Origin of the sequence: Streptomyces sp. NPDC004542 (assembly GCF_040610035.1) — a bacterium.
Classification (GTDB): domain Bacteria; phylum Actinomycetota; class Actinomycetes; order Streptomycetales; family Streptomycetaceae; genus Streptomyces.
Genome location: NZ_JBEXLP010000008.1, coordinates 77,962 through 94,074, shown reverse-complemented (window position 1 = coordinate 94,074; position 16,113 = coordinate 77,962). Strand labels below are relative to the sequence as shown.

Sequence of the window (16,113 nt, the reverse complement as noted above, 5' to 3'; positions counted from 1 at the left end):
AAAGACTTGAGACGGGCGCTCGGGCGTCCATGGGAGGGGTTCACTCTATGGCGGCGCATTTCGGCAGTCGGCTGCGCAAAGGGGCGGCGACCACCGCCGTGGCCGCGGCGGCGGTGGCGGCTCTCTCCGGGTCCCAGGCACCGGGAGTGACGGCCGACGACCCGGGCAGACAGGCCGCCGCCGGCGCCACCGCCGCGCCGGAGGCGATGTCCGACGACAACGCCACCGGCAACTCGCCTTACTACACGGACCTGCCGCCGCTGAACAGCCCCGAACCCAGCGCCAGTCCGTCGCCGACCATCGGCGCGCCCGCCTCGGTGGGAACGGCCGAGGCGGGCATACCCGCGACCGTCCTCGACGCCTACAAGAAGGCCGCGGCCGAACTGCGCGACTCCAAGCCCGGCTGCAACCTGCCCTGGCAGCTCCTCGCCGCCATCGGCAAGGTCGAGTCCGGTCAGGCGCGCGGCGGGCGCGTCGACGCGAACGGCACGACCATCGGCCGCATTCTCGGCCCGCAGCTCGACGGCAACGGCTTCGCGCTCATCAAGGACACCGACAACGGCGAGTACGACGGCAACAGCTCCTACGACCAGGCCGTCGGACCCATGCAGTTCATCCCGTCCACCTGGGCCTGGGCCGGGCGCGACGGCAACGGCGACGGCGTGAAGGACCCCAACAACGTCTACGACGCCGCCCTCGCCGCCGGCCACTACCTGTGCCGCAACGACTGGGACCTGTCCCAGCAGAGCGGCCTGCACAGCGCCATCCTCAGCTACAACAACTCGCAGGACTACCTGAACCTGGTCCTGTCGTGGCTGGAGTACTACCGCAAGGGCACCCACTCCGTCCCCGACGGCACCGGTTCGGTGCCCTCGCACCGCAGCGACGACCACACGAGCGGGGCCGGCCCCACCCCGAAGCCGTCGACGCCGTCGACGCCGCACACGTCCACGCCGAGCCCGAAGCCGACCGAACCGGGCGACGGCCACACCGCCGGCCCCAGCCCCGAGCCGGGCACCCCGACACCGTCGCAGACACCCACCGACACGGTGGACCACCTCGAGGACGCGGGCACCGCCAAACTCACCACGATGGCCGGGGACGCCTTCACCAAGCGGATCAGCACGCGCGCCGAGACCAAGGCCGGCAAGGCCGTCGGCAAGGTCAGGATCCGGTTCACGATCACCGGTGACACGGACGCCGTCTTCACCGGCGGTGAGAAGGTCGCCACCGTGGCCACCGACAGCACCGGCACCGCCGTCGCGCCCATGCTCCAGGCGGGCGAGAAGACCGGCGACTTCACCGTCCACGCGGCCGTCGCGGGCCGCCCGGTCACCGGCGTCGACTACCGGGCGACCGTCACGGCACGGGCCGCCGACACCCTCGCCCGCACCAGTGACACCGCGCTGACCTGCACGCCGGGCGGCGAGTTCGCCGACCAGGTGGAGGTGAAGGCCACCTACAAGGGCGCCGTCGCCGACAAGGTCGCGGCCACCGCGACCCTGATCAAGTCCGCCGACGACCCGACCGTGGACGACAAGGGCCCCTACTTCAAGGACGCCGACGGCAAGGCCGTCCGCACCCTGACGGGCCTGGAGACGGACGCCAAGGGCCTGCTGAAGCTGCCGAAGCTGTACGCGGACGACACCACCGGCACGTTCCTGCTCCAGGTCACCACCACCGGTGGTGCGACGCTGACCGTCGAACTCGAGGTCGCCGCGGCGGACTCGTCGGCGAGCCCGTCACCCAGCGGCACCGAGAGCCCCTCCGCGTCCCCGAGCCCCTCCGCGTAGGGACCGGCCGCACCCGACGAGGGCGCCCCTCCGCTCCGGCGGAAGGGCGCCCTCGTTCCGTGTGCGCGACGTGTTCTCATCTCGCGCCGCCGTTGCTACCGTGCCCGGACCTGACGATGTATCAGTTCCGTACGGCCCGGGGGAGGTCCCGCATGCGAGCCCTGATCGCCGCCGCGACCGGTTTCGCCCTCGCGTTCGTCCTCGTCCTCGCGATCACGGCGATGGGCTCCCCGGCCGGCAGCACGTCCCCCAGACCGCTGCTCACCACGGTGCCCCCGCACCCGTGACCGCCCGCCCGGGAGGGAGGCCGAGATGCGCCGCAAGGCCAGTCTGATCCTGCTCGCCCTCGCCGTGTTCTTCGCGGCGCTGTCCCCGCTGCTGCGCTGGTACGCCTTCCCTCGCCTGGCCAAGATCCCCGCGAACCAGTACCAGGACATGGTCCTCGAGGCGAGGAACGCCACCCTCCTCGACTACGGCACGATGAAGGCGAGGAAGGTCTCCAAAATCACCATCGTGCAGACCCTCAAGGGCGACGTGGCGGCCGCCCGGCGGATCGAGAGGACGGCGGGGCGGGACGTGGTCGTCTGGGACGGACTGTCCTACGTGCAGGGCCCCGACGGCAAGATGGTCTCCAAGGTCCCCGAGCGCTACATCTTCGACGCCCACTCCCAGGAACCCGTCCACGCCACCGGCGAGATGGTCGACGGCGATCCCGTCAGGCGGGACGGCATCGAGTTCAAGTGGCCCTTCCTCACGCAGAAGCGGGACTACGAGTACTTCGACGCGCAGACCCGCACCACCAGCCCGATCCACTACGAGGGCACCCGGACGTTCCGTGGCGTGAAGGTCTACTACTTCGAGCAGACCGTCCCGTGGACCAAGGTGAAGATGCCCCGGACCATGCCGGTCAAGGGCATCACACCCGAGTCGGTCGCCAGGACCGGCACGACCCGCTGGTACACCACCGTCCGCAGGTTCTGGGTCGAACCCGTCACCGGCGCCCCCGTCTACGGCGAGGAACTCCACAAGGAGGAACTGCGCGGCGGCACCCTGCTCGGCGGACGGGCCAGGGTGACGGCGTTCGCCGGGGACGTGAAGATGCGCGAGGACTACATCCAGCACACCGTGGCCCTGGTGAAGCACAACCGCACGATCATCCTGCTGCTGACGTCGTACCTGCCGTGGGGCTTCCTCGTCCTGGGCACCCTGCTCCTGGCACTGTCCCTGTACCTGGAGGCACACGGCCGCGAACCATCGCCCCCAAAACCCTCGAAGCCCACCGCCCCGCAGCCGGCCACCGCCTGACGTGCCGCGCCGCAGTGGGGCCGCGCGGGCGCCGGACGGCGTTCGTCAGCGGCTGGGGCGGGCGTTGGTGTGACGGGTCGGTTCGGCGGTGAGCGGGTCCTCGGGCCACGGGTGCTTCGGGTACCGCCCGCGCAGTTCGGCCCGTACGCCCTTGTAGCCGTCCTTCCAGAAGGACGCGAGGTCCGCGGTGACGGCGGCGGGCCGCCCGGCGGGGGAGAGGAGGTGGACCAGCAGCGGCACGCCCGCCACGACGGGCGAGACCCGCAGTCCGAACATCTCCTGGAGCTTCACGGCGAGGACGGGCCGTTCCGGGTCGCCGTAGTCGATCCGGATCCTGGACCCACTCGGTACGGTGATCCGCTCGGGGGCGAGTTCGTCGAGCCGCGCGGCTTCCCCCGAGGCCCAGGGCAACAGCCGCCCGAGCGCCGCCCCGGCGTCGATCCGCGCCAGGTCCGCGCGTCGCCGGGCCCGGCCCAGCTCGGGCTCCAGCCACTCGTCCACGCGCGCGTACAGCGCCTCGTCGGACACGTCCGGCCAGGGCTCGCCGGCCCGCAGCCGCAGGAAGGCCAGCCGCTGCCGCAGCCCGACGGCCTCCGCCGGCCACCGCAGCAGCCCGAACCCCTCCTGCCGCAGCCCCTCGAGCAGCGCCTGGCGTACGAGGCCGGGATCGGCGTCCCTCAGCGGGCGCACCGCCAGCTCGACGGCCCCCAGCCGTTCCACCCGGCGCGCGACGACGTCGCCGTCCGCCCAGCGCACCTCGTCCCGCTCCTCGTACAGCGCCCGCGCCGCGAACCGCGCCAGTTCCTCGTCGACCACCGCCCCGAGCCGCACGCGCGCGTGCCCCTTGCCGAGCGCCCGGCCGGCCGAGGCGACGGCGATCCAGGGCGCCCCGTGCAGCGGGGACCCCTCGGCAAGCTCGGCCCGCGTCCCGGAGACCATGAGGTAGGACCCGCCCTCGAGCCTGGCCACCCGCTCCGGGAACGCGAGAGCGGCGACGAGCCCGGCGATCCGGTCGTCGCCGGCGTCCGTCCCGATCCCGGCGTCCACGTGAGACCGGGAGTCACGGCCGGCCGGGCGGGAAACCCCCTCCGGAACGACCGCCCGCAGCCGCCGGACCTCAGCGGCCCACCGCTTGGCGTAGACGTCACCCCCGCGCCGCGCGACACGCACGGCCGACGCCAGGTCGTCCCCGTACTCCCTCGGCGCCTCCTCGCTCAGCAGCGCGACGACCTCGGCGCCCGCGCCGGAGGTGTCCAGCAACGCCCTCCCCAGCCGGGGATGCAGGCCCAGCCGGGACAGCCGTACCCCCCGCTCCGTGGCCGAACCGGCGGAGTCCACCGCCCCCACGGCCGCCAGCGCGGAGCGCGCCGTCGCCATCGCCCCGCCCGGCGGAGCGTCGAGCAGCGCCAGCCCCGAGGCGTCCGGATCCCCCCAGCAGGCCACCTGGAGGGCGAACGCGGTCAGGTCGGCCACCTTGATCTCCGGCGACGGGAAACGCGGCAGGCGCCCCTCCTCGGCCTCCGCCCAGCAGCGGTACACCGTCCCCGGCGCCTCACGCCCGGCCCGCCCGGCCCGCTGCCGTCCGGCCGCGTGCGACGCCCGTACCGTCGTCAGCGCGCTCAGCCCGCGGGCGTGGTCCACCCGCGGTTCCCGGGCCAGCCCCGAGTCGACGACCACCCGCACCCCGGGCACCGTCAGCGACGACTCCGCCACGGAGGTGGCCAGCACCACCCGGGGCCGCTGCCCGGGCACCAGCACGGCGTCCTGCGCCGCGGCCGGTGCCCGCCCGTGCACCTGGAGCACGTCCACGTCGCCCAGGTCCCCCAGCAGCCCGGCGACCCGCCGGATCTCGCCCGTGCCCGGCAGGAAGCACAGCACGTCCCCGGCGCACTCCGCCAGCGCCCGCCGCACCACCGACGCCACGTGCGCGAGCAGGACCGGATCCACCCACATGCCGTGCGACGGCCGTACCGTACGCGCCGGGGGCGCGTAGACGACGCCGACCGCGTGCGCGGAGCCCCGGGCCTCGACGACGGGCGCCCCGCCGAGCAGCCGTGACCACTCCTCCGGGTCCGTGGTCGCCGACGCGGCCACCAGGCCCAGCTCCGGCCGCAGGTTCTCCCGCACGTCCCACAGGAACGCGGCCACCGTGTCCGCGTCCAGGTGCCGCTCGTGGCACTCGTCGAGCAGGACCACGTCGACACCGGTCAGCTCCTGGTCCCGCTGGAGCCTCTGCAGCAGTACACCGGTCGTGACGACCTCCACGCGCGCGTGCCGGCCCACGACCCGCTCGCCGCGCACGGTGTAACCGACGCTGCCGCCGGTCTTCTCGCCCAGCAGCCAGGCCATCCGTCGGGCGGCGGCCCGGGCCGCGATCCGCCGTGGCTCGGCCACGACGACCCGCCGCGCGGGCCCGTCCCCGAGCAGCCCGGCCAGCGCGAGCGGCACCAGCGTCGTCTTGCCGGTGCCGGGCGGCGCTCCGAGGACGGCGGTGCCGTGCTCCTCCAGGGCGTCGTTCAGCGCGGGCAGCGCGCCGCGTACGGGCAGGGCGTCCAGGGCGTCGTAACGGATCACACGCTCAGTCTCGTACGCACACGAAGATCGCCGTCCCCGGGATGAGGCTGCCCCGCAGCGGCGACCACCCGCCCCACTCCGAGGTGTTCCAGGCCGGCCACTCCGGCTCGACCAGGTCCACCAGCCGGAAGCCCGACGCCGCGACGTCCCGGACCCGGTCGCCGAGCGTCCGGTGGTGTTCGACGTACACCGCCCGGCCCTCGTCGTCCTGCTCGACGTACGGCGTGCGGTCGAAGTAGGAGGCGGCCACGGACAGGCCCTCGGGGCCGGGCTCGTCCGGGAACGCCCAGCGCAGGGGGTGCGTCACCGAGAACACGAACCGGCCGCCCGGCCGCAGCACCCGGCACACCTCGCGCAGCACCAGCCGCGGGTCGGCGACGAACGGCAGCGCCCCGTACGCCGAGCACGCCAGGTCGAAGGAGCCTTCGGCGAAGGGCAGCGCGCAGGCGTCGGCGCACACCAGCGGAAACGAGCCGCCGATGCGCAGGGCGTGCTGGAGCTGGCGGTGCGAGAGGTCCAGGGCCACCGGGCGGGCTCCCTGGGCGGCCAGCCAGCGCGAGCACTGGGCGGCGCCCGCGCCGATCTCCAGGACGTCCCGGCCCTTGAGGTCCTCGGGCGGCCCGAGCAGCTCGGCCTCCACCTCGTCCAGGCCCTCGGGGCCCCACACGAAGCGGTCGTCGCCGAGGAACGTGCCGTGTTCGACCTGGTAGTCGTCCGCGTTCCGGTCCCACCAGCCCCGGTTGGCCCGGGAGCTCTCCGTCACCCCGGCGTCACGCCGGGTGGCTTCCGGTTCGAACGGTTCGGGCTCTTGGATGATCGGCTCCCTCGTCGTAATCTTCCGTGCAACCCGTTCGGGCCGTGTCGTCACGGGAGAGGTCCCCCGGGCCTGCGTGGCCTCGTGGGACGGTTCTTGTGCCGGTTATGCGGCGATCCGCCCCGGGTGTGCGGCTTCGCGCATTGACCCTGCCCGGCTGCCCCCGTATGCTACAAGTTGCGCTGCGGGCCTGCGCACCTCAGACGGAGCAGGCTGCGCTCGCATCTGTTGTATGTCCCCTCGGTTGTCGAGGCGTCATCACCCATATCGGTGGGGCGCTTCCTTGGCTGTCCGGCTTCTGCAGAGCGAAACGGGCTCCCGGCGTAAGCAGTGCCTACGACTTCAATGTCCGTACCGGAGCCCTTTCCCACATGACGAGCAGCACCGAGACCACCGCCACCACCCCGCAGGTAGCGGTCAACGACATCGGTAACGAGGAAGCCTTCCTCGCCGCGATCGACGAGACGATCAAGTACTTCAACGACGGCGACATCGTCGACGGCGTCATCGTGAAGGTCGACCGGGACGAGGTCCTGCTCGACATCGGTTACAAGACCGAAGGTGTCATCCCGAGCCGCGAGCTCTCGATCAAGCACGACGTCGACCCGAACGAGGTCGTCGCCGTCGGCGACGAGATCGAGGCCCTGGTCCTCCAGAAGGAGGACAAGGAAGGCCGCCTGATCCTCTCGAAGAAGCGCGCCCAGTACGAGCGTGCCTGGGGCACCATCGAGAAGATCAAGGAAGAGGACGGCATCGTCACCGGTACCGTCATCGAGGTCGTCAAGGGTGGTCTCATCCTCGACATCGGCCTCCGCGGCTTCCTCCCCGCCTCCCTGGTCGAGATGCGTCGTGTCCGCGACCTCCAGCCGTACGTCGGCAAGGAGCTCGAGGCCAAGATCATCGAGCTGGACAAGAACCGCAACAACGTGGTCCTGTCCCGCCGCGCCTGGCTGGAGCAGACCCAGTCCGAGGTCCGCCAGACGTTCCTCACCACCCTCCAGAAGGGTCAGGTCCGTTCCGGCGTCGTCTCCTCGATCGTCAACTTCGGTGCCTTCGTGGACCTGGGTGGCGTCGACGGTCTGGTCCACGTCTCCGAGCTGTCCTGGAAGCACATCGACCACCCCTCCGAGGTCGTCGAGGTCGGCCAGGAGGTCACGGTCGAGGTCCTGGACGTCGACATGGACCGCGAGCGCGTCTCCCTGTCGCTGAAGGCGACCCAGGAAGACCCGTGGCAGCAGTTCGCCCGCACCCACCAGATCGGCCAGGTCGTGCCCGGCAAGGTCACGAAGCTGGTGCCGTTCGGTGCGTTCGTCCGCGTGGACGAGGGCATCGAGGGTCTGGTCCACATCTCCGAGCTGGCCGAGCGCCACGTGGAGATCCCGGAGCAGGTCGTCCAGGTCAACGACGAGATCTTCGTCAAGGTCATCGACATCGACCTCGAGCGCCGTCGCATCAGCCTCTCGCTGAAGCAGGCCAACGAGGCCTTCGGCGCCGACCCGGCCTCGGTCGAGTTCGACCCGACCCTGTACGGCATGGCCGCGTCCTACGACGACCAGGGCAACTACATCTACCCCGAGGGCTTCGACCCCGAGACCAACGACTGGCTCGAGGGCTACGAGACCCAGCGCGAGGCGTGGGAGCACCAGTACGCCGAGGCGCAGTCCCGCTTCGAGCAGCACCAGCAGCAGGTCATCAAGTCCCGCGAGGCGGACGCCCAGGCCGCTGCCGAGGGTGGCGAGGCCGCCGCTCCGGCCGCGTCCGGTGGCGGTTCGTACTCCTCCGAGGGCCCGGACACCTCCGGCGCGCTGGCCTCGGACGAGGCGCTGGCCGCGCTCCGCGAGAAGCTGGCCGGCGGCCAGAGCTGATCGCTGACCGCTGGGCTTAGCGGGTAGTCCTGCTGAGGGGCCGTACCTTTCGAGGTGCGGCCCCTCAGACGTGTTCGGTTCCCCGCGCCCCTTGGGGGCGCAAGCGGGCCTCGTCGTCACGGGGCCTTTCCTGATCATGGGCGCGGCGTGGGAATGCCCGCGCCTCAGGGCACGTTGACCATGACGGACACGAGGAGGGGCGGTCACTGTGCTTGATCCGCAGGGTTTGTACGCGTGGGAGCCGAAGGGGCTGGCCGTCGTCGACATGGCGCTGGCCCAGGAGTCGGCGGGGCTCGTCATGCTCTACCACTTCGACGGATACATCGACGCCGGGGACACCGGCGACCAGATCGTCGACCGGCTCCTCGACTCGCTGCCCCACCAGCTGGTCGCCCGCTTCGACCACGACCGGCTCGTGGACTACCGCGCGCGCCGCCCGCTGCAGACCTTCAAGCGCGACCGCTGGACCGACTACGAGGAACCCGCCATCGAGGTCCGGCTCGTCCAGGACACCACCGGTGCGCCCTTCCTGCTCCTGTCGGGCCCGGAGCCGGACGTGGAGTGGGAGAGGTTCGCCGCGGCCGTCCAGCAGATCGTGGAACGCCTGGGTGTCCGGCTGTCCGTGAACTTCCACGGCATCCCCATGGGCGTCCCGCACACGCGGCCCGTCGGCCTCACCCCGCACGGCAACCGCACCGACCTGGTCCCCGGTCACCGCAGCCCCTTCGAGGAGGCGCAGGTGCCCGGCAGCGCCGAGTCGCTGGTCGAGTACCGCCTCATGGAGGCGGGCCACGACGTCCTGGGCGTCGCCGCGCACGTGCCGCACTACATCGCGCGCTCCCCCTACCCGGACGCGGCGCTGACCGTCCTGGAGTCCATCACGGGCGCGACCGGCCTGGTCCTCCCCGGCATCGCGCACTCCCTGCGCACGGACGCCCACCGGACCCAGACCGAGATCGACCGGCAGATCCGCGAGGGCGACGAGGAACTCACCGCCCTCGTCCAGGGCCTCGAGCACCAGTACGACGCCGCGGCGGGTGCCGAGACCCGCGGCAACATGCTCGCCGAACCGGCCGACATCCCGTCCGCGGACGAGATCGGCCGCGAGTTCGAACGCTTCCTGGCGGAGCGGGAGGGCGACAACTGAGCCGCCGGGGGAGGGCCTAAGCTTCCGCTCATGCTGACAGTGGGCCTGACCGGCGGCATCGGCGCCGGCAAGAGCGAGGTGTCACGGATGCTCGTCGAGCACGGGGCCGTGCTGATCGACGCGGACCGCATCGCGCGCGAGGTCGTCGCGCCCGGTACCGAGGGTCTCGCGGCCGTCGTCGAGGCCTTCGGCGACCAGGTGCTCGCCGAGGACGGCGGCCTGGACCGGCCGAAACTCGGCTCGATCGTCTTCGCCGACCCGGCGCAGCTGGCCCGCCTCAACTCGATCGTGCACCCCTTGGTGGGCGCTCGCTCCCGCGAACTGGAGAACGCGGCGGCCGAGGACGCCGTCGTCGTCCACGACGTCCCCCTCCTCGCGGAGAACGGCCTCGCACCGCTGTACGACCTGGTGATCGTCGTCGACGCCGACCCCGGGACCCAGCTCGACCGGCTGGTCCGGCTGCGGGGCATGAGCGAGGAGGACGCACGCGCGCGCATGGCCGCACAGGCCACCCGCGAGAAGCGCCTGGAGATCGCGGACGTCGTCATCGACAACGACGTGCCCCTTCCGGTGCTGCGCCGGCGGGTCGGCGAGGTCTGGGACGACCTGGTGCGCAGGGCGCACGCGCCGCGCGGCGACGCCGGGACGCCGCACGAGGAATAGCGGCCCAAGATCCGGGCGTTGAACCCCTCCAGTGAGGGAAGGACTGTGCCGTGCCCGAGACCAGCGGTTCCACCGGACGTACGCCAAAAACGCATGTCATCGACTTCCGTGCCGCCGAGCAGTTGCTCAACGCACGGGACCCGCGGGGCGCGGTGAAGCTGCTCGACGGGGTCATCGCCGCCCACCCGGAGAACACGGCCGCGCGGCTGCTGCGCGCCCGTGCCTTCTTCGCCGCCGCGCAGCTGCGGCCCGCGGAACTCGAGTTCACCATCGTCCTGGAGCGCGAGCCGGACAACGCCTTCGCGCACTTCGCGCTCGCCCGCACCTACGAACGTCAGGGACGGCACGACCAGGCCAAGCGCCACTTCCGGCTGGCGGCCGCGCTGGACCCCAAGCCGCAGTACCTGAAGGCGGCCCGCTTCGACTCCTGACCGCCCGTCCCTGACCGCCTCCCGGACCGCCGGTTCTTGGCCGTCCGCCCATGACCGCCGTCCCTGGCCGCCGTCCTCGGCCGTCCGTCCCGGGCGGCCGGTCACGTATGCCGGTGCCGCGACGGCCGGAACGGCGGGTGACGCCGTGGCGGGCGGCGGGCCGGCGGCTCATCCAGCGGAGCGTACGGCGGGACGTCCCGGCCCGGCTGGTAGTGCGGGCCCTGCCGGATGTGCCGGACGATCACGGTCAGGTCGACGGCGGCCACCAGCCACAGCACCCCGCACGCCGCCGCCCATCCGGGGCGTCCGGCGAACGCGAAGGCCGCCGTGCCGACGATCGCCCAGGCCACACCCCACACGCTCAGCCACAACCGCGCCCGCAGTGCACTGCGCGCGGTCACCGGTTCACTGCCCGTACGCATCGCCGTTCACTCTCCTGCCTCTCACGTACCCTGCCATGAGGGCCTTCACCCAAGGGGGACCGCACCGTGCTGCCGGACGCCGACGACCTGCCCGAGCTGCTCCTCGACCTCGCCGTACCGCACGAGGACATCAACGAACTGGTCCTGCTGCGGAACACCGTGACGGGCGACCCGGGCGTGCTGCGGCTGCTGGCGGAATGCGTGGAGGAGCTGGTCCGGGACATCGGGGAGATCGGCCGGACACCGGAGATCGACGAGCGGATCGCCGCCGCTCCGGCCGTCCTGGAACGGTACTTCCCCGTGTACGTGTTCCTCGCCGCGGTGCCGCACACGCGCGCGTACCACCGTGAGCGCGGCATCCCGGCCGGCGTCTCCCGCCGCACCCTCGCCGACCTCGGCCGTAACATCGCCACCGGCCGCAGGCGGCACGGCACCACGGGCCTGCTGAACCCGAGCTGGCTCGCCCGCCACTTCCGCGGTGAGCTGTACCAACTGGGGCGCCTTCAGTTCGAGCGTACGGTGCTCGGGCAGCGCACCGCGCCGGCGCTGGCGGCGGCCGGGCTGCGGGCGGCACCGGGCGATCCCTGCCTCGCCGTCCACATACCCGGCTTCCACGGCCCCCTGACCCCGGCGGCCTGCGACCGCTCCGTGGCGCTGGCGTGCGAGTTCTTCGCCCTCCACTTCCCCGAGGAGCCGCACCGGGCCGCGGTCTGCCACTCCTGGCTGCTCGACCCACAGCTGAAGCGGTACCTGCCCGCGCGGTCCAACATCGTCCGCTTCCAGGACCGGTTCCGCACCGCCCGCGAGGACACCGAACCGGCCGACCGGGAGCCCGTGCGGTTCGTCTTCGGCGACCCGGACCTGCCGTTCGCCGAGCTGCCACGCCGGACCTCCGTGGAACGGGCGATCGGGGACCACCTGCGGGCCGGAGGACACTGGTACCTCGGGCACGGCTGGTTCCCGCTGCGGGCCGAATGAGGTGTACGCCGGACCGGGAGCCGGTGCGGCGATGAGTTCCCGGCCCGGGGCGGGTCTACCTCGGTGACAGCAACCGGGACCGCTTCACCCAGGAGAACCGCATGTCCGAGACCACCGCCTCCGTCACCCCCGCCGACTCCGCGCCGGCCCGTGACCGCCGTGCCCGGGTCACCCGGATCGCCCTGCGCACGGTGCAGGTGCTGCTCGCCCTCTTCTACGGGATCGCGAGCGCGCTGCCCAAGCTGATCGCCCATCCGTCGGCCGTCGAGTCCTTCGACCGGATCGGCTGGGGCAGCGCGGCCATGTACACGATCGGCGCGCTGGAACTCGCCGGGGCCGTGGCCCTGCTGGTGCCGGTCCTGCAGTCGCTGGCGGCGACGGCGCTGGGCGCGCTGATGGTGGGAGCCTTCATCGTCCAGATCACCGCCTTCGACGGACAGAACGCCGCGACCCCCCTGATCCTCATCATGCCGCTGGCCGTGATCGCCTGGGCCCGGCGGGGCCACAACGCGGACCTGCGGCTGCTGCTGCGGCCGGCCCGGCGGCGGGCAGCGTGACGTCACCGGCCTCCGGGACGCCCCCTGAGCCCGTTCAGCGCCCGCAGGCGCTCCAGCTCGCGGCGGTCGCGCTTGGTGGGGCGGCCGGTGCCGGGGTCGCGGAGACCGGCGGGCGCCACGACCTCGCGGGGCGGGGGCGGCGGGGAGTTGTCGATGTAGCACTGCTGGGCCACCGGGGCGCCGACCCGCTTGCGGATCAGCCGCTTGACGATCACGACCCGTTCCCGGCCCTCGTGCCGCAGACGCACCTCGTCGCCGACGCGCACGGAGTACGCGGGCTTGACGCGCTCGCCGTTCACATGGACATGTCCGCCGCGGCAGGCGGTGGCCCCGAGGGAGCGGGTCTTGATCAGCCGCACGGCCCAGATCCAGCTGTCGATGCGGACGGTCTCACCGCCGGCCGGACCGGCCGCCTCGGCCGCGGCCACGGCGGCGGCGATCTTAGGGTCGACGGCGGCCGCCGCACCCGGACCCGGGCCGGCGCCTGCGGTGCCTGTGCTGCCGCCGGTGCCGCGGCTGGTGTCCTCGTCCGCATCCTGGGAAGCCATGCTCCCGACCTTAGCTCGACGGACCGGGGCAACCGGACCCGATTTTCCACCTGGGGAACCGGTCCCGGCGCAGCCCCTACGGTGGAGACATGAACACCAGCGGCCTCGCCCGGCTCGACCGGCGCGTCGCGGACTGCCGCGCCTGCCCCCGTCTGGTCGCCTGGCGGGAGGAGGTGGCCCGGACCAAGCGCGCCGCCTTCGCCGACTGGACGTACTGGGGCCGCCCGGTGCCGGGCTTCGGCCCGCCGGACGCCCGGCTGCTGATCATCGGCCTCGCGCCCGCCGCGCACGGCGGCAACCGCACCGGCCGCATGTTCACCGGCGACCGCTCCGGGGACGTGCTCTACCAGGCCCTGCACGACGTAGGGCTGGCTTCGCAGCCCACGTCCGAACGCGCCGGTGACGGGCTGGAGCTGTACGGCGTCCGCGTCACCTCACCCGTACACTGCGCCCCGCCCGCCAACAAGCCGACCCCCGGGGAACGGGACACCTGCCGTCCCTGGCTCGTGCGGGAGCTGCGGCTGCTGCGCCCGACACTCCGGGCCGCCGTCGTCCTCGGCGCCTTCGGCTGGCAGGCCGCGCTGCCCGCGTTCGCCGAGGCGGGCTGGAACGTGCCCCGCCCCCGGCCGGCCTTCGCCCACGGCACCCGCGTCGCGCTCGACGGCCTGGGCCTCTTCGGCTGCTTCCACGTCAGCCAGCGCAACACCTTCACCGGCCGGCTCACCCCCGAGATGCTGCGCGAGGTGCTGCGCACGGCGGCACAGGCGGCCGGGCTGTGACCCGCGGGCCCGCCGCCGGCACGTACCGCACGCAGCGCACGCACCTCACATTCACGGCCGCCACACGTACCGCACGTCCGGCTCCCGCTCCTCGTTACCGCTGCCGTCCGTGAACTCCACGGCGACGAAGCCGTGCCGCTCGTAGAACCGGTGGGCGGGCTCGTTCACCTGAAAGGTCCGCAGCTGAAGTCCCCCGGGACTGCGCTCCTTGGCCAGCGCGACGAACCGGTCCCCGATGCCGAACGCGAGCTTGGTGCCCGCCTCGACCACAGTGGCGTGCGAGGAGGCGGGCGGCGGGAAGAGACCGGGGGCGGTGACGCGCCGGATCATGGGGGAGGCTCCTGGTGCGGACGATCGGATGATCGGGTGGCGGGCAACCATCCGATCATCCGAGCGGTACCTCCTCGTCGCATCCCGATGTCCAGGGTGCGCGGAGGCCGTTCGTCACGGAATGATCACCAAATCTTCACACCCCTTTTATGTGGCTCCTACATGGACTTACCGTCGTCCAGCTGAAGGAACCTCAGGGGGGACGACATGAACAGCCCGTACTCGACGACGCCCGCTCCACGCCCCGTGGACAACCGGCGCTGGTACAAGCGCAAGCGCGTCTGGGCGGCCGGCGTGGTCGTGTTCGGCCTGGGTGCCATCGGTGGCACCCAGAGCGCGCAGGACGAGGTCAACGCGGCGAACGCCGCCGCCGCCAAGCCCCGGCCGGCGGTCACGGTGACGGCCACGGCGACGGTGACCGACGTACCGAAGGCGGCGCCCGCGCCCACGGTCACCCGGACCAAGACGGTGAAGAAGCCCGGCCCGACCGTCACGGTCACCAGGACCGCGCGGAGCGTCTCCGGAGCCGGCACCAGCGACAACAGCGGCGGCGGCTACAGCGGCAGCAGCGACACCGGCACCTGCTCGATCACCTCCAACGCGGGCAACTGCTACCAGGCCGGCCAGTACTGCCGGAACAGTGACCACGGCGCCACGACGACCACCGCCGGCGGTACGGGGATCAGGTGCAGCTACAGCTCGGGCGCGTGGCGGTGGACCTACGCCTGACGGCGCACGCATCACGCCGTGCCGCGGGAGCGCCTCCTCGGGGGGTACGTGGGTCCGCGGTGACCGCCGTCGGCGTTCAGTGCTGGGCGAACTGGACGCGGGTCGCCTGGACGGTGTCCGGGCGGACGGCGAGGCCGCTGACGGTCAGCTGCTGGCCGTAGATGTCGGTGAGCCTCAACCGGCCGCCGCAGCCGGTGCCGTCCTCGGAGAGGAAGTAGTTGTAGGTCTCGCGGGTCAGCCGGCGCCAGCCGCCTGCGGTGCTGACCTCCAGGCGGGCCAGCGGGTTGCGGTGGCCGAGGGCCTGGATGCCGCACCAGTTTGCGCTGGAGCCGGTCTTGTAGCGGATCGAGACCTCGGCGGAGGTGCCGGGGCTCAGCAGGGTCCAGGAGACCGGGACGCGGCCGGTGTCGAGGGCGGCGAGTTTCGCGAAGGCCTGCTCGCTGAGGTCGAGTGCCCCGGGTGCGCACTCGGGGCACTCGTTGGTGACCCGCACCGTGACCGAGGCCCCGCCCGCGCGCACGCTGAGGTACGCCCCGCACGCCTCGGCGGTCTCGTAGTCGGTGTGGTTCATCGCCACGATCATCAGGTCGGAGGTCGGGCCGTACGTACAGGCGCCGTTGCCGTCCGCCGCGTCGTAATGGGTGGCGACGCCGGTATAGGTGACCCCTGGCTTGATCCGTCCCGCCAGCGGGGCCGCACCCGAGGCCGACCGGGCATCGGCCACGGCGGTGCGGGTGGGCGACGGCCGCGCCCCCGATCCGGTGGGCTTCCTGGTGGGCTTCGGGCTGGTCCTGGTGGGCTTCGGTGTCGGGGACGCCGTGGACGGCTTCGATTTTTCCGGCTTCGGTTTCGACGTCGGTGCCGCGGACGGGATGTTCGTCGTCCGGGTGCTCGCGGCGGGCGTGGCCGCGGCTCCCACGGTGTGGGAGCCGCCGTCGGGGCGGAACGCCATCACCAGGGATATGAGGAGTCCCGCGGCCGCCAGGGCGACGGCGGAGACCAGGGCCGTACGTCGCCTGGGGGCGGGGCGGCGGTGGGGTGACGATGCCACGGGTGACTCCTTTGAGTCCTTCGAGTCCCCCTGTGATACGCGAGGACATGCGCTTCCGACTCACCAGTGGTCGCAGTGGCCGGAAAAGTTGCCGGGAGTTCGGTGGCCATGTGGCGGGTGGAACTCC

Annotated in this window: 16 protein-coding genes and 2 pseudogenes; 11 read left to right on the top strand and 7 right to left on the bottom strand. The window is 72.6% G+C overall.

What is annotated here, in order from left to right:
- Window positions 1–47 precede the first annotated feature (47 nt).
- The 3 genes from ABZX30_RS07620 to ABZX30_RS07610 all read left to right on the top strand — a co-directional run bounded on the left by ABZX30_RS07620 (window position 48) and on the right by ABZX30_RS07610 (window position 3,098).
- Window positions 48–1,793, top strand: a complete 1,746-nt coding sequence (locus ABZX30_RS07620; RefSeq protein ID WP_355930087.1) for a lytic murein transglycosylase — start codon at window positions 48–50, stop codon at window positions 1,791–1,793.
- Window positions 1,794–1,945: 152 nt separating this feature from the next.
- On the top strand, window positions 1,946–2,080 hold the full coding sequence (locus tag ABZX30_RS07615; protein ID WP_355930084.1) for an SPW_0924 family protein: 135 nt from the start codon (window positions 1,946–1,948) through the stop codon (window positions 2,078–2,080).
- A 25-nt stretch (window positions 2,081–2,105) separates the two neighbouring features.
- Complete coding sequence (locus ABZX30_RS07610; RefSeq protein WP_355930082.1) at window positions 2,106–3,098, top strand: DUF3068 domain-containing protein; 993 nt, start codon at window positions 2,106–2,108, stop codon at window positions 3,096–3,098.
- Between the two features lie 45 nt (window positions 3,099–3,143).
- Here ABZX30_RS07610 and hrpB read toward each other — a convergent pair whose 3' ends face one another.
- Entirely contained in the window at window positions 3,144–5,672 is a 2,529-nt protein-coding gene (gene hrpB, locus ABZX30_RS07605; RefSeq protein ID WP_355930080.1) for an ATP-dependent helicase HrpB, read from the bottom strand.
- A 4-nt stretch (window positions 5,673–5,676) separates the two neighbouring features.
- A complete protein-coding gene (locus ABZX30_RS07600) occupies window positions 5,677–6,540 on the bottom strand; it encodes a class I SAM-dependent methyltransferase (RefSeq protein WP_355930077.1) in 864 nt (287 codons plus the stop codon).
- A gap of 317 nt (window positions 6,541–6,857) precedes the next feature.
- Between ABZX30_RS07600 and rpsA the strand changes: the two genes are divergently transcribed.
- The 4 genes from rpsA to ABZX30_RS07580 all read left to right on the top strand — a co-directional run bounded on the left by rpsA (window position 6,858) and on the right by ABZX30_RS07580 (window position 10,592).
- Complete coding sequence (gene rpsA, locus ABZX30_RS07595) at window positions 6,858–8,351, top strand: 30S ribosomal protein S1 (protein WP_355930075.1); 1,494 nt, start codon at window positions 6,858–6,860, stop codon at window positions 8,349–8,351.
- A 208-nt stretch (window positions 8,352–8,559) separates the two neighbouring features.
- Complete coding sequence (locus ABZX30_RS07590) at window positions 8,560–9,498, top strand: PAC2 family protein (protein ID WP_355930072.1); 939 nt, start codon at window positions 8,560–8,562, stop codon at window positions 9,496–9,498.
- Between the two features lie 30 nt (window positions 9,499–9,528).
- Window positions 9,529–10,161, top strand: coding sequence for a dephospho-CoA kinase (coaE, locus tag ABZX30_RS07585; RefSeq protein ID WP_355930069.1), 633 nt, complete (start codon window positions 9,529–9,531; stop codon window positions 10,159–10,161).
- Window positions 10,162–10,211: 50 nt separating this feature from the next.
- Window positions 10,212–10,592, top strand: coding sequence for a tetratricopeptide repeat protein (locus tag ABZX30_RS07580; RefSeq protein WP_355930067.1), 381 nt, complete (start codon window positions 10,212–10,214; stop codon window positions 10,590–10,592).
- 101 nt (window positions 10,593–10,693) lie between these two features.
- Here ABZX30_RS07580 and ABZX30_RS07575 read toward each other — a convergent pair whose 3' ends face one another.
- Entirely contained in the window at window positions 10,694–11,014 is a 321-nt protein-coding gene (locus tag ABZX30_RS07575) for a DUF6343 family protein (RefSeq protein WP_355930064.1), read from the bottom strand.
- Between the two features lie 66 nt (window positions 11,015–11,080).
- On the opposite strand from ABZX30_RS07575, the gene ABZX30_RS07570 reads away from it, so the two are divergent.
- Both ABZX30_RS07570 and ABZX30_RS07565 read left to right on the top strand, forming a co-directional pair.
- Window positions 11,081–11,992 carry an acyltransferase domain-containing protein gene (locus ABZX30_RS07570; RefSeq protein ID WP_355930063.1) on the top strand — a complete coding sequence of 304 codons (912 nt, stop codon included), beginning with the start codon at window positions 11,081–11,083 and terminating at the stop codon, window positions 11,990–11,992.
- Between the two features lie 101 nt (window positions 11,993–12,093).
- Window positions 12,094–12,549, top strand: coding sequence for a DoxX family protein (locus ABZX30_RS07565; RefSeq protein WP_355930060.1), 456 nt, complete (start codon window positions 12,094–12,096; stop codon window positions 12,547–12,549).
- 2 nt (window positions 12,550–12,551) lie between these two features.
- Here ABZX30_RS07565 and ABZX30_RS07560 read toward each other — a convergent pair whose 3' ends face one another.
- Window positions 12,552–13,097 carry an RNA-binding S4 domain-containing protein gene (locus ABZX30_RS07560; RefSeq protein ID WP_355930058.1) on the bottom strand — a complete coding sequence of 182 codons (546 nt, stop codon included), beginning with the start codon at window positions 13,095–13,097 and terminating at the stop codon, window positions 12,552–12,554.
- A gap of 89 nt (window positions 13,098–13,186) precedes the next feature.
- Between ABZX30_RS07560 and ABZX30_RS07555 the strand changes: the two genes are divergently transcribed.
- Window positions 13,187–13,876, top strand: a complete 690-nt coding sequence (locus tag ABZX30_RS07555) for a uracil-DNA glycosylase (RefSeq protein WP_355930055.1) — start codon at window positions 13,187–13,189, stop codon at window positions 13,874–13,876.
- Between the two features lie 51 nt (window positions 13,877–13,927).
- Here the strand turns inward: ABZX30_RS07555 and ABZX30_RS07550 are convergent.
- Together ABZX30_RS07550 and ABZX30_RS07545 are read right to left on the bottom strand one after the other, a co-directional pair.
- Window positions 13,928–14,116: pseudogene (locus tag ABZX30_RS07550) on the bottom strand (GNAT family N-acetyltransferase); the annotation flags it as partial.
- Window positions 14,117–14,206, bottom strand: a pseudogene (locus tag ABZX30_RS07545) (RidA family protein); the annotation flags it as partial.
- 207 nt (window positions 14,207–14,413) lie between these two features.
- Between ABZX30_RS07545 and ABZX30_RS07540 the strand changes: the two are divergent.
- The gene (locus ABZX30_RS07540; RefSeq protein WP_355930053.1) at window positions 14,414–14,935 is read left to right on the top strand and encodes a hypothetical protein; all 522 of its coding nucleotides are present in this window, start codon (window positions 14,414–14,416) and stop codon (window positions 14,933–14,935) included.
- Between the two features lie 76 nt (window positions 14,936–15,011).
- On the opposite strand, the gene ABZX30_RS07535 is transcribed toward ABZX30_RS07540, so the two are convergent.
- A complete protein-coding gene (locus ABZX30_RS07535) occupies window positions 15,012–15,986 on the bottom strand; it encodes an expansin EXLX1 family cellulose-binding protein (protein ID WP_355930051.1) in 975 nt (324 codons plus the stop codon).
- Window positions 15,987–16,113 lie beyond the last annotated feature (127 nt).